Here is a 17,696-nt window from a genome sequence, read left to right as displayed (position 1 = left end):
GGGCCTTTCTTCGGAGGTGGGGTCGCCTCAGCGGGCGGAGTGCGGGGAAGGTGCCTGCCCACCCGCGGTGCCGGTACGGGTGGGCAGGCTGGATCAGTGGACGGCGGCGGCGTGCTCGTCCAGTTCGGCCTGGAGGAGGTCCTTGACCTCCTCGGCGAGGTCCTTGTTGATGGTGAAGCCCTTGTCGCGGACGGCGTCCTCGATGCGACGGCGGGAGGCGTGTCCGTCCCGGCCGGGCTGCGCGGTGCGGCCTATCTCGATGGCCTGCTCCAAGGTGGCGCTGGGCTTGCGTCCCTTGCGCTTGGGCGGGGTGTTGATTTCCGCCTCTTGTTTCCCCGCAGGCTCGGCCACATCCCGGCTCGTTTCCACGGGTGTTGGCGCCCCAGCGTCGGCTGCCAGCACCTGGCGAGGTTCGTCCACGACGTCGGGCTTGTGGCGCGTGGCGGCTTGGACGTCTGCGGTGTTGTGGCGCGTGGCGGGTTGGCGCTGGACGAGCAAGTAGAAGTGGACCGCGCCTGCCAGTGCGAGCGGAGCGATGGCGGAGATGGCGCCCACGGTGATGTCGTCCAGCGGGAGTCCGGTGTGGCGGGCTTGCTGGTTGAGGCGGATCGCGTGGAGCACGTTGGCCCAGATGCTTGTGGCCGTGGCGAGTGCGACCAGCGAGGCCACGTAAAGGCGGGCGCGCAGAGGTCCGGCGTGCAGAACCATGAGCGCGCCGATTCCCAGGGCGATGAAGCCGTCGACGAGGAGGGGGAAGACGTATGTGAGGGCTGCGTGGACGTGGCTGGCGGCGGCCATCTGACGCAGGGCGTCGTAGGACAGCGCGAACGCGCCGAGCGCCATGAGCGCGACCCCGGTACGAATCGCCACGGCCAGTTTGGGCCGAGCCGGAGATGGGGTGGGGGAGGACGGGATGGCGTGCGAGGGCAAGCGTGAGGCTCCGGGGAGTTGGCGGGGACCACAGGGGCGGGTGGCCGTGAAGGGCGCGGACTCGTCCCACTCGTCCCGTCGCTGGTCAGAGCAGGTACGGGTGAGCGGCTGATGTCGACCCGACTCGTTGCGAGGGACGGGGCGTCCGGCTCGGAGACGGTCGGTGGGACGAGTGGGGACGGGTCGGTACGGGTGTTGGTCCGCAGACCGCGCCGACACTCCTCGGAGGGCGGCGGAGAGCCGCGCCTGCCGTGTTCGGCGAGGTCAGCAGCGTGGTGATGTCGGGTTGACCCGTTGCGGCGTCCTGACCCGTCCCCGCGCTGACCTGCGCGGGGACGGGTGGGACGAGTTGAGGCGGGTCACGGCCCGGTGGCGGGTGCTGCCTTGTGAGCGGGCTGTTCCGGCGGGCAGTACCGGGTCCAGGCGTCGGTGAACTGCGCGAGGGTGAAGCCCTTGGCCTGGTTGCCGCCGGGGAAGCGGCGGTTGCCGGAGCTGATGCCGTAGTCGGTCAGCAGGGCCCGCAGCTTCAGTGGGGTGAGCCCGGCGGAGCTGATCTCGGCCCACGGCGCCTCAGGGTCCTCGTTAAGGAAGTTCAGCAGGTCGGCGGTCCGCAGGGCGGGCGGGTTACCCACGCTGGCGAACGCTTTGCGGATGTCGGTCAGGATGCGGATCTTCAGCCCGCCGTCCTGGTCCCGCCCGGACTCGTAGTCCGTCATGGCCTTGCACGCCGTACGGGCGATCATCGGCCAGCGCCCGCCCGCGAGGTTGGCGACGCTGATCAACGGCTCCCACGTGTCGGCGGCGCGGTCGTCGACCGGGAGCTTGGGCTCCAGCGCGATGGCCTCGTCGCGGACGCTGGCCAGCCAGGCCGCCAGCCGCTCCCGAAGTGCCCTGACCGCCAGGTCGTCGCGGCCGTAACGCCAGGAGGTCACCTTCTCGCCGCTGGCACGGCGGCGCATGCGGATGACCACGGACCGGTCCATGATCGTGTCGGGCAGGTCCCCGATGCCGGCCAGGGCGGCCATGGCGAAGGTGGAGAACTTCTGCACGTCGTGGTTCGGGCCGGACACGCGCAGGGTGGGGCGGTTGCGCTGGTGGCCCGCGTTGAGCAGGCCGCGCATCTCCTCGTTCTTCTCCGCGACCTTCGCCGACCCGAAGATCGTGTCTACCTCGTCCACCAGCAGGGTGGGCGGATTGCCCTCGCTGATCGAGCGGAAGATCGCCGCCGCTGACGCGTTGACCGTGATCAGCGGATCGTGGACGGTCTCGATCAGGACCTCCAGCAGCCGCGACTTCCCGCACCGCTTCGCGGGCCCGACCACCGCCAGGCGCGGGGCGTGCTGCCACACGGTTTGCAGGTGGGTGGCTGCCGCCCACAGCGTGGTGGCGGTCAGGGCCTCCTCGCTGGGCATGACCACGTAGCGGCGGATCGTGGTCCACAGCTCGTCCAGGAACTGCTCCCCCTCCGAGGCGGGGGCCCGCGGCTCCGGAGGGCTATCGGCCTCGACAGAGGATTCGGCGGCTGCGTCGAGCTCTCCGTCCTGTGCGCCGCGCAGGTGGGCATCCAGCTGGCCGGGGATCGCGGGCACGGGCCAGCCCGTCTTGGCGGGTGCGGCAGGGGGCGTGGATGTCGTAGGTTTCAAGAGGCAGCTCCTTCTCGTGTGGCCGCGTGCGTGCAGGCCACTCGGGTTGACCGTGTGATCGCGTGTGGGGATGTTGCCGGGGCCTCCGACGTTGGCGCGTCGGGGGCTCATTCGTTTCCCGTGAGCCCTTGGCGGAGCCGGGCGACGACGAACAGTACGTCCGACCCCTGGCACAGTCCAGCATTTCTGTGTCAGCTCCGCGCAGAATCGTCTGCTACTTTCTCTCCGCCTCAAGCGGCCAGGCCCAGCAGGTCCAGCAGGTCTGCGGTCACCACGCGGTACGCCTTGCCCAGCCGCAGCACCTTGCACGGGTACTCGCCCCGCTTGGCCAGCTCGTAGCCCTTGCTCCGCCCGAGGCCCAGCGCGCGATTGCTGGTGTCCAGGTCAATGGCCGCCGGCAAGGCCAACACCTCCTCGCGACTCATCCCCTTCGACCTGGTTCCGGTCGGGTTTTCCCGCACGCAGCACTCCTCTCGTCACAGCCGTCGGCGAACGCGGTGGCACGTCCGGCTCCGGGCCTACGAGAACAAGTCTGGTCGAGCTAATGTGTCTCTATGACACAACATGGATCTGATGATGAAGACGAGGACAACGTCCCGGAGTGGGCGGACCACGTCATGGCCACCGTGGCTAACGAAGTCCGGAGACGGAGAAAGGAAATTGGTTGGAGCGCACAGGAGTTGTCCGACCGCTGCGAGCTGCTTGGACACCCCATCCCTCGCAACGTGATCGCGAACATGGAGTCTGGCCGCAGGGCCAACCTTCCGCTGGTCGATGTCATCGTGCTGGCAGAGGCCCTCTGGACTAACCCGATCTGCCTGATCTACCCCGTCGGGTACGTACCCGAGGTGCAGCGGCTGCCTCTCCAGGAGCGGATCCCTCCGTGGGAGGCCCTGCTCTGGTTCTCGGCCCAGGACGACGCCGGACTGGACGACCACGAAATGCTCCACCGGCAGCGCCAGCACATCTCAGCCCTGTCTGAGGCCGAGAGCGCCATGGCGGGTGAAGGCTACGCAAAGTACGCCGTCGAAACCGAGAAGGACCCGGTCCGACGCGCCGACGCCCAACGCGCCCATGCGGCCTTCGCCGAGCGAGTCTCCCAAGCCAAGGAGTCCCTCCGCGAGGCCCGCTCATACATCAGCAGCCACGGCGGGATCCTTCCCTATCTGCCGCCCGAGCTCGCCGATATCGACCCACCCGACACTGACGAAGAGGACGACATTTGAAGGGCTCCACCTACCGGCGCTGTTCCTGCCGCGACCCCAAGACCGGCAAGGAACTCGGCACTTCCTGCCCCAAGCGCAACAGCAGGAACCACTGCAAGTACTCCATACGCCAGGAGCTGCCGACCCGCGAGGACGGCAGCAGGCGATCGTTCGCCCGTGGCGGGTACGCCAACGTCAAGGCGGCGCAGGCCGATCTCGACCAGGTGCGCGCCCTGCTCGGGCTCGCCGAGTCCGACGACCCCGAAGGCACCCAGCTGGTCGCTGAGATGCTGGCCGAGGTCAGCGGCGAGAAGCTGCCGCTGCCCAACGTGGAGGAGACCCGGCGGCGGCTCAAGGCCGGCCAGGACCTCGTCGGGAGCCTGACCGTGGCCGAGTGGCTGGACCGGTGGCTGGCGGGCAAGCGGATCCGGAAGTCGGGCATCAGCCGGTACGAGACGGACATCCGTGTGCACCTCAAGCCGCACATCGGGCACCGGCGCCTTGACCGGCTGCGGGTCAGCCACCTGAGCGAGATGTTCACGGCCATCGCCGACGGCAACGCCGAGGTCCTGGAGCAGAACGCCCAGCGGCGGGCAGCCGTGGAGGAGTTGTCGACGATCCCGTGGAAGGGGGCCGAGAACCGTGCTCGCCGGAAGGCGCTGAAGGCGGCGATCGACGCGATGCCGGCCTTCCGACGGGTGACCGGCCCTGCCACGCGCCAGCACGTTAAAGCCACGCTCCGCGCGTCCCTGAACGACGCGATCGGGCAGCAGATCATCACGTTCAACCCGGCGGCCCACGTCGAGATCGATCCGGTGCGCAAGCCAAAGGCGCTGGTGTGGACGGACGAGCGGGTCGCCAAGTGGGAGCAGACCGGCGAGAAGCCCTCCCCGGTGATGGTCTGGACGCCGGAACAGACAGGCGCCTTCCTCGACTTCGTCGCTCCCGACCGGCTGTACACCATGTGGCACCTGATCGCGTTCCGCGGTCTGCGGCGCGGCGAGGCGTGCGGGCAGCCCTGGTCGGAGACCAACCTCGACCGGCACTCCCTCACCGTGACCGGGCAGCTGGTCCAGGACGGCTGGGAGGTCGAGGCGTCCGAGCCGAAGACGGACAGCGGCTTCCGTGTGGTCGCGGTCGACGATGACACGGTCGGCGTCCTGGAGCGGCACCGGAAGCAGCAGGAGGCCGACCATGCCGAGTGGGGGGCGGCCTGGGTGAACACCGGGCTCGTCTTCACTCAGGAGGATGGCTCCTGGCTGCACCCGGGCAAGGTCACCGATCTCTTCGAGCGGCTCGTGGCGGCCTCCGGGCTGCCGCCGATCCGGCTGCACGATCTCCGGCACGGCGCGGCGACGCTCATGCTGGCGGCCGACATCGACATCAAGATCGTGTCGGACACGCTCGGCCACAGCGACACCCGGATCACGCGCGACATCTACCAGAGCGTGCTCCCCCACGTCGGCAAGAGCGCCGCCGAGGCCACGGCCAAGCTGGTCCCCCTCCAACGCAAGGCGGAGCAGGAGGAGCAGGCCCGCAAGGCCGCCAAGAAGGCCAAGCAAGCCGCGAAGGCGAAGGCCAAAGGGAAGAAGAAGGCCAAGGCCAAGAAGGCCGCCCACAAGGGGTGACGTCGGCCCCTCCGCTCACGCATCGCTCACGCACGGGGTTTCGGACCCCAGCCGCCGCGCGCGCCGACTGACCCCGGAAATAGCAAAACCCCCAGGTCACGGCGAGTGAGTCCTGGGGGTTCTACAGAGCCGCCTTCGGGATTCGAACCCGAGACCTACGCATTACGAGTGCGTTGCTCTGGCCAACTGAGCTAAGGCGGCACCGCTGGTCAGACAAGTATTCCCCCGGAGAGGTGCTCTCATCAGCAGCGGCGCCAAGTCTACAGGGTGTGGAAGGGTGCCCCGAACCAGGTTGCACGGAGGCCGGGAAAGGACCACTTACCGGGACGGAGACCTCATTTCCGGCACGACCGCCCCCGGTGTCTCCGCCCTCAGCACTTCTTGCCGTCGGCCGGGGCCTTGCCCTCCAGCAGGTACCGGTTGATGGAGGTGTCGATGCAGTCGCTGCCGCGCCCGTAGGCCGTGTGGCCGTCGCCGTCGTAGGTCAGCAGGGTGCCCGACTCCAGCTGGCCCGCGAGGGCCTGGGCCCACTTGTACGGGGTCGCCGGGTCGCGGGTGGTGCCGACCACCAGGATCGGGGCGGCGCCCTTGGCGGTCAGCGGCCTCGCCGTGCCCGTGGCCTTCACCGGCCAGTACGTGCAGTTCAGCGAGGCCCAGGCCAGGCCCGTGCCGAAGACCGGGGAGGCTTTCTCGAAGGACGGCAGGGCGCTCTGGACTTCCTCCGGACCGGCGAAGGCCGGGGGCTGGTCGAGGCAGTTGACGGCGGCGTTCGCGAACATCAGGTTGGCGTACTTGCCGTCCGGTCCGCGCTCGTAGTAGCTGTCCGCCAGGCTCAGCAGGCTCGCCCCGTCACCGTTCATGGCCGCGGTGAGCGCCTCGCGCAGCTGCGGCCAGGCGCTCTCGTCGTACAGCGCCGCGATCGCCCCGGTGGTCGCCAGCGCCTCGCCCAGCGGGCGGTCCGCATCGCCCGAGGGCACCGGCTGGGCGTCGGCCTTGCGGAAGAAGTCCTTCAGGCGGGCCGCCATCGCCTCCGGACCGCCCTTGCCGAGGGGGCAGTCGGGCTGCTTCGCGCAGTCCTCGGCGAAGGCGGTGAAGGCGGTCTCGAAGCCCTCGGTCTGGTCGCGGTTGAGGTCCACCGCCGAGCGGGTGGGGTCCATCGCGCCGTCCAGGACCAGCCGGCCGACCCGGGCCGGGAAGAGGTCCGCGTAGGTCGCCCCGAGGAAGGTGCCGTAGGAGGCTCCGACGTAGTTGAGCTTCTCGTCGCCGAGCACCCCGCGCAGCAGGTCCATGTCCCGGGCGGCGTCGACGGTGGAGACGTGCGGGAGGATCCGCTCGGAGCGCTTCTGGCAGCCGGCGGCGAACTCCTTGAAGGAGGCCACCAGCCGTGCCCGCTCGGCCGCGTCGTCCGGCGTCTGGTCCACCTGCGTGTACTTGTCCATCTCCGGGCCGGTCAGGCACTCGACGGGGCTGCTGCGGTCCACTCCGCGCGGGTCGAAGGACACCATGTCGTACCGGGCGCGGACGGGAGCCGGGTACCCGATCCCCGCGTACGCCTGGAGGTACCCGATGCCGGATCCGCCGGGGCCGCCCGGGTTGACCACGAGAGAGCCGAGCCGCTTGCCGGGGCCGGTGGCCTGGCGGCGGGCCACCGCGATGTCGACGTCCTGGCCGGAGCCGGGGTTCGCGTAGTCCAGGGGGGCCTTCATCGTGGCGCACTGGAAGCCGGGGACACCGCATTCGCGCCAGCTCAGCTTCTGCTCGTAGTACGGGCGCAGGGCGGCCGGGTCCGCGGACGGAGAAGCGAAGGACGCGGCGGCCCGGGGTCCCCCCGACCCGCCCGAGGTGCATCCGGAGAGCAGCAGCCCGGCGGCTGCGATCACGGTTCCGGTGGTACGCAGCAGGCGACTGGTGTCCATCCTCGGAGCCTACGGCCTGTCGGCACCGGACAGCGGGCGGCCCCGCACCGGACGCCCGCGGGGACCGCGCGGCCCGCGGCCGGACGGGGGCACGGACGGGGCCACGACGGGGCCGGGGACGGACCCCGTCCCGCCCCCACCGCCGGTCCCCCCGTACGGGTGAACCCGTCAACCCGGCGTGGGCTGAACCCGGCCCCCGACCGGCGAGGACACCGGGAGCCCCGCGACGGCCCGCGACGGTGACACCCGGCAGCGGACGGGCCACGGCGATGCCCCGCTGCCGCCCGCCCCCGGTGCGGTCCGGCGAGGGGACGGCCGCAGGCCGGAAAGGCCGGAGGCCGCCCGCGCCCCGCCCCCGGTGGGCCCGGCGAGGGGACGGCCGCAGGCCGGAAAGGCCGGAGCCCGTCCGCGCCCCGCCCCCGGGGCGGCTCAGCCCGCCCGCAGCGACATCGTCATGGCCTCGACCGCGAGGAGGGGCGCCACATTGCGGTCCAGGGCGTCCCGGCAGGCGATGATCGCCTCGATCCTGCGCAGGGTCCGCTCCGGCCCCGAGGCGCGGGCGATCCGGTCGAGGTCGGGCCGTATCTCCTCGTTGGCGATGGCCACGGTCGAACCGAGCTGCAGGGCCAGCACGTCCCGGTAGAAGGTGGTGAGGTCGGTCAGCGCCAGGTCCAGGCTGTCGCGCTGGGTACGGGTGCGGCGGCGCTTCTGCCGGTCCTCCAGCTCCTTCATCACGCCCGCCGTGCCCCGCGGCATCCGGCTGCCGGCGCCCGCTCCGGCGCCGAGCGCCGCCCGCAGCTCCTCGGTCTCCCGCGTGTCGACCTCCTCGGCGACCTGCTTGGCGTCCTCGGCGGCGGCGTCGACCAGCTCCTGCGCGGCCTTGAGGCAGCCGCCCACGTCGTCGACACGGAGCGGAAGCTTCAGCACGGTGGCCCGGCGGGCGCGGGCGGACTCGTCGGTGGCGAGCCGGCGGGCCCGGCCGATGTGCCCCTGGGTCGCGCGGGCGGCGGCCGCCGCGAGTGCGGGCTCGATGCCGTCCCGCCGCACCAGCACGTCGGCGACGGCAGCCACCGGCGGGGTGCGCAGGGTCAGGTGCCGGCAGCGGGAGCGGATCGTGGGCAGCACGTCCTCCAGGGAAGGCGCGCACAACAGCCACACCGTCCGCGGGGCGGGCTCCTCCACGGCCTTGAGGATCACGTTGCCCGCGCCCTCGGTGAGCCGGTCGGCATCCTCCAGGACGATGACCTGCCATCGGCCCACGGCCGGGGAGAGCTGCGCCCGGCGGACCAGCTCCCGGGTCTCCTTCACGCCGATGGACAGCAGATCGGTCCGGACGATCTCCACATCGGAATGCGTACCGATCAGGGTGGTGTGGCAGCCCTCGCAGAAGCCGCAGCCCGGCTCCCCGCCGAGGGCGCGGTCGGGGCTGGTGCACTGGAGGGCGGCCGCGAAGGCACGGGCGGCGGTGGACCGCCCGGAACCGGGCGGCCCGGTGAACAGCCAGGCGTGCGTCATCTTGGAGGCGGCGGGCGGCTCCGTCCCCTCCACGACGGCCGTGACCAGGCCGTCGGCGTCACGGGCGGCGGCGGCCAGCTGCGTCTGGACCCGCTCCTGCCCCACCAGGTCGTCCCATACGGGCATGCCGCCCACCGCCTTTCACTCTCCGTGCGCCCATTGTGGCGGGCGCCACTGACAACCCCTCCCGCGCCGGTCAGCGGCGGCGGTGCGGGCCCTGCCCGTCGTCGTCGCCGTCCTCGCTCTCCCGGCGCCGGCCGAGCAGTTCGTCCGCCAGCGTCGGCAGGTCGTCCAGCGGCGTCTCCTCCGCCCAGTCCGGGCGCGGGCGGCGCGGACGGCCGTCCTCGCCGAGGACCGGCAGCTCGCGCGTCCGGTCGTTGCCGGGCTCCCGGAAGATGCCGGGCGGCACCCGGTCGGCCGGGTCCTGCCGGGGGCGCCGGGCCGTGGGCCGCGAAGCGGACCGGGCCGGTCCGGTCGTCGCCTGCGGCGCGGGTCCGTCGCCGGGGCGTACGGGGGGCAGTACGGCCGTCTCGTCGTCCGGGCGGACCGGCGGCTTCGTCAGGTCGGCCTTCGGCACGGGCACGGTCTGGGTGACGTCGTCCGGCTGGACGACCCGCCGGAGCGCCGGCGTCTCGACCGTCACGGCGTCGTCCGGATGCGGCCCGGCCTCGGGGGCGGCCGCGGGAGCCTGCGCCGGGGCCGAGGCGGCCCGCGCGGACGCGGCCCGACCCGACGTACCGGGATCCGAGGAGACCGAAGGAGCCTGCGCGGCCTGAGCCGACGCGCCCGGTGCGGCCTGTGCCGGGGCAGCCGGGGCAGCCTGCGCCGCCGACGCCGCGGCAGCCGACGCCGCCGAGGCGGCCGCAGCCTCCGCCGCCGCCTCGGCCGCGGCGGCCGCCGCCAGCCGGCGCGCCTGCTCCGCCTTCAGCAGGGCCTCCTCGGCCCGCCGCTGCTTCTCCAGCCGCCGTTCCTCGGCCTCGGCCCGCAGCCGGGCCTCCTCCTGCGCCTGCCGCCGCAGCCGCTCCTGCTCCGCTGCCCGCGCCTTCTCCTCGGCCTCCGCGCGCAGTCGCTCGGCCTCGGCCCGGGCCCGGGCCTCCTCCTCGACGCGCTGCCGCTCCTCCTCGGCCCTGCGGGCGGCCTCGGCCTCGGCCCGGATCCGGGCCTCCTCGGCCTCGCGCGCCCTGCGGGCCTCTTCCTCGGCCCGCAGCCGCTCCTCCTCGGCCTTGCGCGCCGCCTCTTCCTCGGCCCTGCGCCGGGCCTCCTCCTCGGCGAGGCGCCGCGCCTGCGCCAGCGCGGCCAGCTCGGCCTCCGAGAGCGGGAGCATCCGGTCCAGGCGGTGGCGTACGACGGTGGTGACCGCTTCCGGGTCCTGGCCCGCGTCAACCACCAGGTAGCGGCCGGGGTCGGCCGCGGCGAGGGTCAGGAAGCCCGACCGCACCCGCTGGTGGAACTCCGCCGGCTCCGACTCCAGCCGGTCGGGGGCCTCGGTGAACCGTTCCCGCGCCGTCTCCGGGGACACGTCGAGCAGCACCGTCAGATGCGGGACGAGCCCGTCGGTGGCCCAGCGCGAGATGCGGGCGATCTCCGTCGGGGACAGGTCGCGGCCGGCGCCCTGGTAGGCCACCGAGGAGTCGATGTAGCGGTCCGAGACGACCACCGCGCCGCGCTCCAGGGCCGGGCGCACCACCGTGTCCACGTGCTCGGCGCGGTCGGCGGCGTACAGCAGTGCCTCGGCGCGGTTCGACAACCCCGCGGAGGAGATATCGAGGAGGATGGAGCGCAGCCGCTTGCCGACCGGGGTGGCCCCCGGCTCGCGGGTCACGACGACCTCGTGGCCCTTGCCCCGTATCCAGTCGGCCAGCGCCTCCACCTGGGTGGACTTGCCGGCGCCGTCGCCGCCCTCCAGGACGATGAAGAAGCCGGTTCCGGAGGTCGCCTGGCCCGGTTCGCCGCCGCGCAGCGCCTCGCGCAGGTCGCGCCGCAGGGGCACGCCCCTGCGGTCGTCGGCCTTGGTCAGGACCACGGCGGCGAGCGGCAGCAGCAGGACGCCGACCAGCATCAGGGTGTAGGCGGCTCCGCCGTGCGAGAGGACGACCTCGCCGCCGCCCAGCCGGTGCGGACCGATCGCGGCGGCCAGGAGCGGGCCGGCGAGGGCCCCGAGGGCCACGGCCACCCGTACGACGGCCTGCAGGTGCTCGGTGACCCGGGCCCGGCGGAACTCCTCGGTCTCCTGGTCCAGCAGGGTGTGGGCGGTGTTGGCCGCGACCCCTGCCGAGGTGCCCGCGAGCAGCGCGGTGAGCAGCACCGTCGCGGTGTCGGGGATCAGCCCGGTCAGCAGCAGCGCGAGCCCGGTCACCGCTATGGCCAGGGCCAGCAGGCGGCGCCGGGACAGCGCGGGCAGCACCTTGCCGGCCTGGGTGGCGCGGATGCCGGCGGCGGTGCCGCCGAGCAGGGCGAGGACGAACAGCGCGAAGGCCGCCGGTCCGCCGCCGAGGTCGGAGGCGTGCAGCACGGACACGGCCACCGCGCAGGACACCGCTCCGGCGACCGCGGCGCCGGCCAGGACCAGCAGGGGGACGGCGCCGGTACGGCCCTTTTCGGGCCGGTCGCCCGCCTTGGGGGCGCGCAGCCCTTCCAGCGGCGAGCGGGGCCGCGGGGTCTTCGTCCGGGGCAGCACCAGCGGCAGCAGCAGCGAGACGGAGGCCGCGAAGAGGCCGGAGGCCACGTACGAGCCGAGGGCGGCCTGGTTGTCCGCGAACCAGTCCACGCCGAGACCGAGGGCCTTGCCGACCAGGGTGGCGGCCAGCAGCACGGCCGCGGCAGCCGGGAGCGTCGCGAATCCCGTACGCAGGGTCAGCCGCCGCAGCGCGTCCAGGTGGTCGGGAAGCGGCCGTACGGTCGCCCCCTCCGGCGGCGGCGCCGGCAGCAGGGCGGGAGCCGCGCTGTCCTTGGCCAGGGTCCACAGCCGCTCGGCGGCGCCGGCGACGAAGACGGTGGCCAGCAGGGCGGTGAGCGCGTGCTCCGGCAGCCAGCCGAGCCACAGCGGGGCCACGACGAAGAGCCCGAGCCGGAGCCCGTCGGCGCCGATCATGGTCCAGCGGCGGTCCAGCTTGCCGCCGGGGGCGAAGAGCCCGGCCAGCGGGCCCAGCAGGACCGCACCGAAGAGCAGGGTGGCAAGGATCCGGACCCCGAAGACGACGGCGACGGCGAGCGCCGCGCCGCGGTACCCACCGCCGAAGGACTCCTCGGCGACCGCCGCCTGAAGGGCCAGCAGAACCAGCACCAGCAAGGCGAGGGCATCGCCGATGCCGCTCACCAGCTGGGCGCTCCACAGCCGGCGCAGCCTCGGGGTGCGTAGCAGGGCGCGCACCGCACGCTCGCGGGAATCCGCGGCTAGGGCTTCGTCGTAGGTGGGGTTCGCGGGGGCGGTCACGACCGTCGGCTGCTCGGCTCGCGTCATCCGCCCAGCCTATCCGCTGCGCTCGACTCCATGCGGCCGAGCACCGACCGGTGTGATCCGCACTGCTCACAGCCGTCGCGCCGCGCCCCGGCCGCCCGGCCCGCCGACGCGAACGACCCGGCCTTCCGGCCGCGAACGACCCGCCCGACGCGAACGACCCGGCCCCCGTGCCTGCGCACGTGGGCCGGGTCGTTCGCGGCCAAAAGGCCCGAGGGCCGGGCCCCCGGGTCGCGTTGCTACTCGTCCGTCGAGGCGGTCGCCGATCCCGCCGTCTTCTTCGCCGCGGCAGCGCTCTTCGTCGCCGTCGTCTTCTTCGCCGCCGGAGCCTTCTTCGCGGCCGCCGTCGTCTTCTTGGCCGCCGTCGCCGTCGTCTTCTTCGCGGCGCTCTTGGTCGCCGTCGCCTTCTTCGCCGGGGCCTTCTTGGCCGGAGCCTTCTTCGCCACCTTCTTGGCCGGGCCCTTCGCCCGCTTCTCGGCGAGCAGCTCGTAGCCCCGCTCCGGCGTGATCGTCTCGACGTCGTCGTCCCGCCGCAGCGTCGCGTTCGTCTCGCCGTCCGTCACGTACGGCCCGAAGCGGCCGTCCTTGACCACCACCGGCTTCTCGCTGACCGGGTCGGTGCCCAGCTCCTTCAGCGGCGGCTTGGCCGCGGCGCGGCCCCGCTGCTTCGGCTGCGCGTAGATGGCCAGGGCCTCGTCCAGCGTGATGGAGAAGAGCTGGTCCTCGGTCTCCAGCGACCGCGAGTCCGTGCCCTTCTTCAGGTACGGGCCGTAGCGGCCGTTCTGGGCCGTGATCTCCACGCCCTCCGCGTCGGCGCCGACCACGCGGGGCAGCGACATCAGCTTCAGCGCGTCGTCGAGCGTGACGGTGTCCAGGGACATCGACTGGAAGAGCGACGCCGTCCTCGGCTTGACCGCGTTCTTGCCGGTCTTCGGGGTGCCCTCGGGCAGGATCTCCGTCACGTACGGCCCGTAGCGGCCGTCCTTGGCGACGATCTCGTTCCCGCTGACCGGGTCCTTGCCGAGCGCGAACTCTCCGCTCGGCTTGGCGAACAGCTCTTCCGCGTACTCGACCGACAGCTCGTCCGGAGCCATGTCGTCCGGTACGTCGGCCCGCTGGTGGCCCTCCGCGTCCTTCTCGCCGCGCTCCACGTAGGGCCCGTAGCGGCCGACCCGCAGCACGATGCCCTCGCCGACGGGGAAGGAGGAGATCTCCCGGGCGTCGATCGCGCCCAGGTCCGTGACCAGCTCCTTCAGGCCGCCGAGGTGGTCCCCCTCGGCGGGCACGACCTCGGTCGCGTCCTCCGAGCCGAAGTAGAACCGCTTCAGCCACGGCACGGACTGGGCCTCGCCCCGCGCGATGCGGTCGAGGTCGTCCTCCATCTTCGCGGTGAAGTCGTAGTCGACGAGCCGGCCGAAGTGCGTCTCCAGCAGGTTCACGACGGCGAACGACAGGAAGGACGGGACGAGCGCCGTGCCCTTCTTGAAGACGTAACCGCGGTCGAGGATCGTGCCGATGATCGACGCGTACGTCGACGGGCGGCCGATCTCGCGCTCTTCGAGCTCCTTGACCAGCGACGCCTCGGTGTAACGGGCCGGCGGCTTCGTCGAGTGGCCGTCCGCCGTGATCTCCTCGGCGGACAGCGCATCGCCCTCCGCGACCTGCGGGAGGCGCTTCTCGCGGTCGTCGAGCTCGGCGTTCGGGTCGTCCGCGCCCTCCACGTAAGCCTTCATGAAGCCGTGGAAGGTGATCGTCTTGCCGGAGGCGCTGAACTCCGCGTCCCGGCCGTCCGAGGCCCGGCCGCCGATCTTCACGGTCACCGAGTTGCCGACCGCGTCCTTCATCTGGGAGGCGACGGTCCGCTTCCAGATCAGCTCGTACAGGCGGAACTGGTCACCGGTCAGACCCGTCTCGGCCGGCGTGCGGAAACGGTCGCCCGAGGGGCGGATCGCCTCGTGGGCCTCCTGCGCGTTCTTGACCTTGCCGGCGTAGACGCGCGGCTTCTCGGGCAGGTAGTCCGCCCCGTAGAGCTGCGTGACCTGCGCCCGCGCCGCCGAGATCGCGGTCTCGGAGAGCGTGGTGGAGTCCGTACGCATGTAGGTGATGAAGCCGTTCTCGTACAGCTTCTGGGCCACCTGCATGGTCGCCTTCGCACCGAAGCCCAGCTTGCGCGAGGCCTCCTGCTGGAGCGTCGTCGTACGGAACGGCGCGTACGGGGAGCGGCGGTACGGCTTGGACTCGACCGAGCGGACGGCGAACGAAGCGCCTTCCAGCGCGGCGGCGAGCGCCCGGGCGTTCGCCTCGTCCAGGTGCAGCACCTCGCTCTTGAGCTGCCCGGTCGAGCCGAAGTCGCGGCCCTGCGCCACGCGCTTGCCGTCCACCGTGTTCAGGCGCGCGACCAGCGTGGAGGGGTCGGAGGCGTCACCGGCGCGACCGGTGGAGAAGGTGCCGGTCAGGTCCCAGTACTCGGCGGAGCGGAAGGCGATGCGCTCGCGCTCCCGCTCGACGACGAGGCGGGTGGCCACGGACTGGACGCGGCCCGCCGACAGCTTCGGCATGACCTTCTTCCACAGGACCGGCGAGACCTCGTAGCCGTAGAGACGGTCGAGGATGCGGCGGGTCTCCTGGGCGTCGACCATGCGCTGGTTCAGCTCGCGCGGGTTAGCGACGGCGTCGCGGATCGCGTCCTTGGTGATCTCGTGGAAGACCATCCGGTGGACGGGGACCTTGGGCTTGAGGACTTCCTGCAGGTGCCACGCGATGGCTTCGCCCTCGCGGTCCTCATCGGTGGCGAGGAAGAGTTCGTCGGATTCGGCCAGCAGCTCCTTGAGCTTCCTGACCTGGGCCTTCTTGTCGGCGTTGACGACGTAGATCGGGGCGAAGTCGTGCTCGACGTCCACACCGAGGCGGCGCACCTCGCCGGTGTACTTGTCGGGAACCTCGGCCGCGCCACTGGGGAGGTCGCGGATGTGCCCGACGCTCGCCTCGACGACGTATCCGGGGCCGAGGTAGCCCTTGATCGTCTTCGCCTTGGCAGGGGACTCGACGATGACGAGTCGGCGGCCGCCCTTTGCGGTCTCGCTAGTCGGGGACAACTTGGCTCTTCTCTCCGGTCGGCACTCGGTCGCAGTACGGCGACGCTGCGGAGTGTGACGGTACAACCCGCCCCCGTGTCAAACGGCACAAGCCCGCAACGGCCACTCGAACGGTAACCCGACAAGTGCCGTTTCTGCCGCCCGGATGCCGCGCCGGACGCTTCCCGGTCACCGGGCCGAGTGGCCGCGGGGCCGTCCGGCAGCGCCCCCGCACCCCCTCCCACGTCGGCTTTCCCGCTCGCCACGGCCCGCTCCGGAGCTTCTCGTCACAGCCGCGCGACGCACCACCCGCCGAGGGCCAGCGACGTCGCGGCGACGAGCAGCGCCAGCGGTACGGCCACGGCGGGGCGCACGCCCTGCGCCACCGGCGCGCGGTGCAGGGCGCGCGCTGTCGTCCAGGCCAGCAGGGCGGCCCCGAACAGCAGGAACACGGCCGCCGCGAAGATCGCCGGGCCGCTGTCGATCCCCTTGTCCATGCTGTTCTCCCCACCCCCGGGCCGCCCGCGGGATCCCCCCGGATCCCGCCCGGCAGGAGCCTGCCGTCCGCGTGCGTACGGCGGGCGAACCCCGGGTTACATCCCGGTGCCGGCTACCCCTCGGGGTGCGCCACGGGCTCCAGGAATCCCTGCTCGACCAGCATCCGGATGGCCTCCGGCGTCCGGTCCCGCAGAACGACCGGATCCTCCTGCACCAGCTGCGCGATCGCGTCGAGGATCCGGCCCGCGCTCAGTGAGCCGTCACACACTCCGGCGAAGCCCGCGCCGACCGTGTCGACCTTGGTGGCCCGGCGCATGCCGCGGTTCTGCCGCAGCACCACGTGCTCGGGGTCCTCCGCGCCGGGCGTGCCGACCTGCTCCTGGACCACCTCGTGCGCCAGCAGGAAGTACCCCTCCAGCAGCGAGGCGTCGTCGTGGCGGCGCAGGTAGTCCTGGCGGGCGAAGTGGGCCAGGACGGTCCCGCCGAGCGGCTGCTCCACCGAATGCGGCCATTCCTCGACCACGATCGAGGGCTCGGCCGCGTCCGTCCGGCGCAGGGTGATCCACCCGAAGCCCACGGACCTGGTCTTGCGAGCCTCGAACTCGTCCAGCCAGGCTTCGTAGCGCCGCGCGTATTCGGCGGGATCGCTGTGGTGGTCGCCCGCGTCGCGCAGCCACAGCTCCGCGTACTGCGTCACGTCCTGCACGTCACGCTGCACGATCCACGCGTCGCAGCCGCGCGGCACCCAGGAGCGGACCCGGTCGTGCCAGTCCTCGCCCTCGACGTGCTGCCAGTTGCCGAGGAACTGCGCGTACCCGCCGGGGTTCAGGTGGGCGCCGGCCTCCTGGACCAGCGTGCGGCACAGGTCGTCGCCGCCCATGCCGCCGTCCCGGTACGTCAGCCGGGCGCCGGGAGAGATCACGAAGGGCGGGTTCGACACGATGAGGTCGTACGTCGCGTCCCCGACCGGGTCGAAGAGCGACCCGGTGAGCAGTTCGGCGTCCGGGGCGCCGGACAGCGCCAGCGTCAGCCGGGTGAATTCCAGGGCCCGGGGGTTGACGTCGGTGGCCGTGACCCGGGTGGCGTGCTGGGCGGCGTGCAGCGCCTGGAGGCCCGACCCGGTGCCGAGGTCCAGGGCGGAGCCCACCGGGAGGGGGACGGTGATCCCGGCCAGCGTGGTGGAGGCGCCGCCGACCCCGAGGACCACCTCGGTGCCCGGCTCCCTCCCGCGGCCGCCGATGCCCCCGGCGCCGCCGACGGCGCATCCGAGGTCGGAGACGACGAACCAGTCCCCGCCGGTCCCGTCGCCGGCGTCGGCGTCGGCGTCGGGGCCGGCGTACGGACGTACGTCGACGGTGGCGCGCACCGACTCGCCCTCCCGCAGCAGCCAGCCGTCGGCCAGGGCCACCCCGACGGGCAGCGCGGCCTCGGCGTGCGCGTACGGGACGCTCTGCTGGAGCAGGAACAGCCGCACCAGCACAGCGAGGGGGGCGTCTCCGGCGCCGCGGGTGGCGCGCAGGGCGGGGACCGTCTCGCTGCGGGCCAGGGCGGCGTAGGCGGGGGCGCCGAGCAGGTCGAGCAGCCCGTCGGCGGTGAAGCCGGCGGCGAGCAGCGCGCTACGGAGCTCGGCGGCGTGATCGGGCGAGGGAAGACTGGTGGTACTCACCCGACCATTGTGGCCGCTGGGAGCGCCAATCGGTGCGCCGCGCGGGCACTTGGCGTGGGAACCGTCCCCCTGCGGGCACGTGGCGTGGGAACCGTCCCCCCCGCCGGAGCGGGGCCCGCCGGGCCCGGGCGCGCCCCCGGCGCCGCAGGGACTTCCCCCGCCGG

At 72.8% G+C, this 17,696-nt stretch carries 11 protein-coding genes and 1 tRNA gene; 2 read left to right on the top strand and 10 right to left on the bottom strand.

The window, feature by feature from the left end; translation table 11 throughout:
- Positions 1-93 precede the first annotated feature (93 nt).
- The 3 genes from AMK16_RS19700 to AMK16_RS19690 form a co-directional block, all read right to left on the bottom strand.
- Entirely contained in the window at positions 94-876 is a 783-nt protein-coding gene (locus tag AMK16_RS19700; protein WP_242438816.1) for a DUF2637 domain-containing protein, read from the bottom strand.
- A 413-nt stretch (positions 877-1,289) separates the two neighbouring features.
- Positions 1,290-2,573 (bottom strand): DUF3631 domain-containing protein, encoded by a 1,284-nt coding sequence (locus AMK16_RS19695; protein ID WP_073917462.1) that lies wholly within the window; start codon positions 2,571-2,573, stop codon positions 1,290-1,292.
- 230 nt (positions 2,574-2,803) lie between these two features.
- The gene (locus AMK16_RS19690; protein ID WP_073917460.1) at positions 2,804-3,034 is read right to left on the bottom strand and encodes a hypothetical protein; all 231 of its coding nucleotides are present in this window, start codon (positions 3,032-3,034) and stop codon (positions 2,804-2,806) included.
- Positions 3,035-3,127: 93 nt separating this feature from the next.
- Here AMK16_RS19690 and AMK16_RS19685 point away from each other — a divergent pair, with 93 nt between their 5' ends.
- Together AMK16_RS19685 and AMK16_RS19680 are read left to right on the top strand one after the other, a co-directional pair.
- Positions 3,128-3,799, top strand: coding sequence for a helix-turn-helix domain-containing protein (locus AMK16_RS19685; RefSeq protein ID WP_073917458.1), 672 nt, complete (start codon positions 3,128-3,130; stop codon positions 3,797-3,799).
- Positions 3,796-5,406, top strand: a complete 1,611-nt coding sequence (locus AMK16_RS19680; RefSeq protein ID WP_073917455.1) for a tyrosine-type recombinase/integrase — start codon at positions 3,796-3,798, stop codon at positions 5,404-5,406. The genes AMK16_RS19685 and AMK16_RS19680 overlap by 4 nt, the downstream gene beginning before the upstream one ends.
- A gap of 127 nt (positions 5,407-5,533) precedes the next feature.
- Here the strand turns inward: AMK16_RS19680 and AMK16_RS19675 are convergent.
- From AMK16_RS19675 to AMK16_RS19645, 7 genes are all read right to left on the bottom strand, one after another.
- Positions 5,534-5,607 (bottom strand) — tRNA-Thr (locus AMK16_RS19675).
- 170 nt (positions 5,608-5,777) lie between these two features.
- Positions 5,778-7,322, bottom strand: coding sequence for an alpha/beta hydrolase (locus AMK16_RS19670; RefSeq protein WP_073917452.1), 1,545 nt, complete (start codon positions 7,320-7,322; stop codon positions 5,778-5,780).
- Positions 7,323-7,751: 429 nt separating this feature from the next.
- Entirely contained in the window at positions 7,752-8,963 is a 1,212-nt protein-coding gene (locus tag AMK16_RS19665; protein ID WP_073917812.1) for a DNA polymerase III subunit delta', read from the bottom strand.
- A gap of 70 nt (positions 8,964-9,033) precedes the next feature.
- Positions 9,034-12,297 (bottom strand): dTMP kinase, encoded by a 3,264-nt coding sequence (gene tmk, locus AMK16_RS19660; RefSeq protein ID WP_073917449.1) that lies wholly within the window; start codon positions 12,295-12,297, stop codon positions 9,034-9,036.
- Positions 12,298-12,533: 236 nt separating this feature from the next.
- Positions 12,534-15,389, bottom strand: coding sequence for a type I DNA topoisomerase (gene topA, locus AMK16_RS19655; protein WP_073917446.1), 2,856 nt, complete (start codon positions 15,387-15,389; stop codon positions 12,534-12,536).
- Positions 15,390-15,655: 266 nt separating this feature from the next.
- Positions 15,656-15,865, bottom strand: a complete 210-nt coding sequence (locus AMK16_RS19650; protein ID WP_443333581.1) for a hypothetical protein — start codon at positions 15,863-15,865, stop codon at positions 15,656-15,658.
- Between the two features lie 113 nt (positions 15,866-15,978).
- Positions 15,979-17,532, bottom strand: coding sequence for a DUF7059 domain-containing protein (locus AMK16_RS19645; protein WP_073917443.1), 1,554 nt, complete (start codon positions 17,530-17,532; stop codon positions 15,979-15,981).
- Positions 17,533-17,696: the final 164 nt, after the last annotated feature.

This window comes from Streptomyces sp. CB00455, assembly GCF_001905445.1.
Classification (GTDB): Bacteria; Actinomycetota; Actinomycetes; order Streptomycetales; family Streptomycetaceae; genus Streptomyces.
This window is presented reverse-complemented; position numbering and strand designations above follow the sequence as displayed.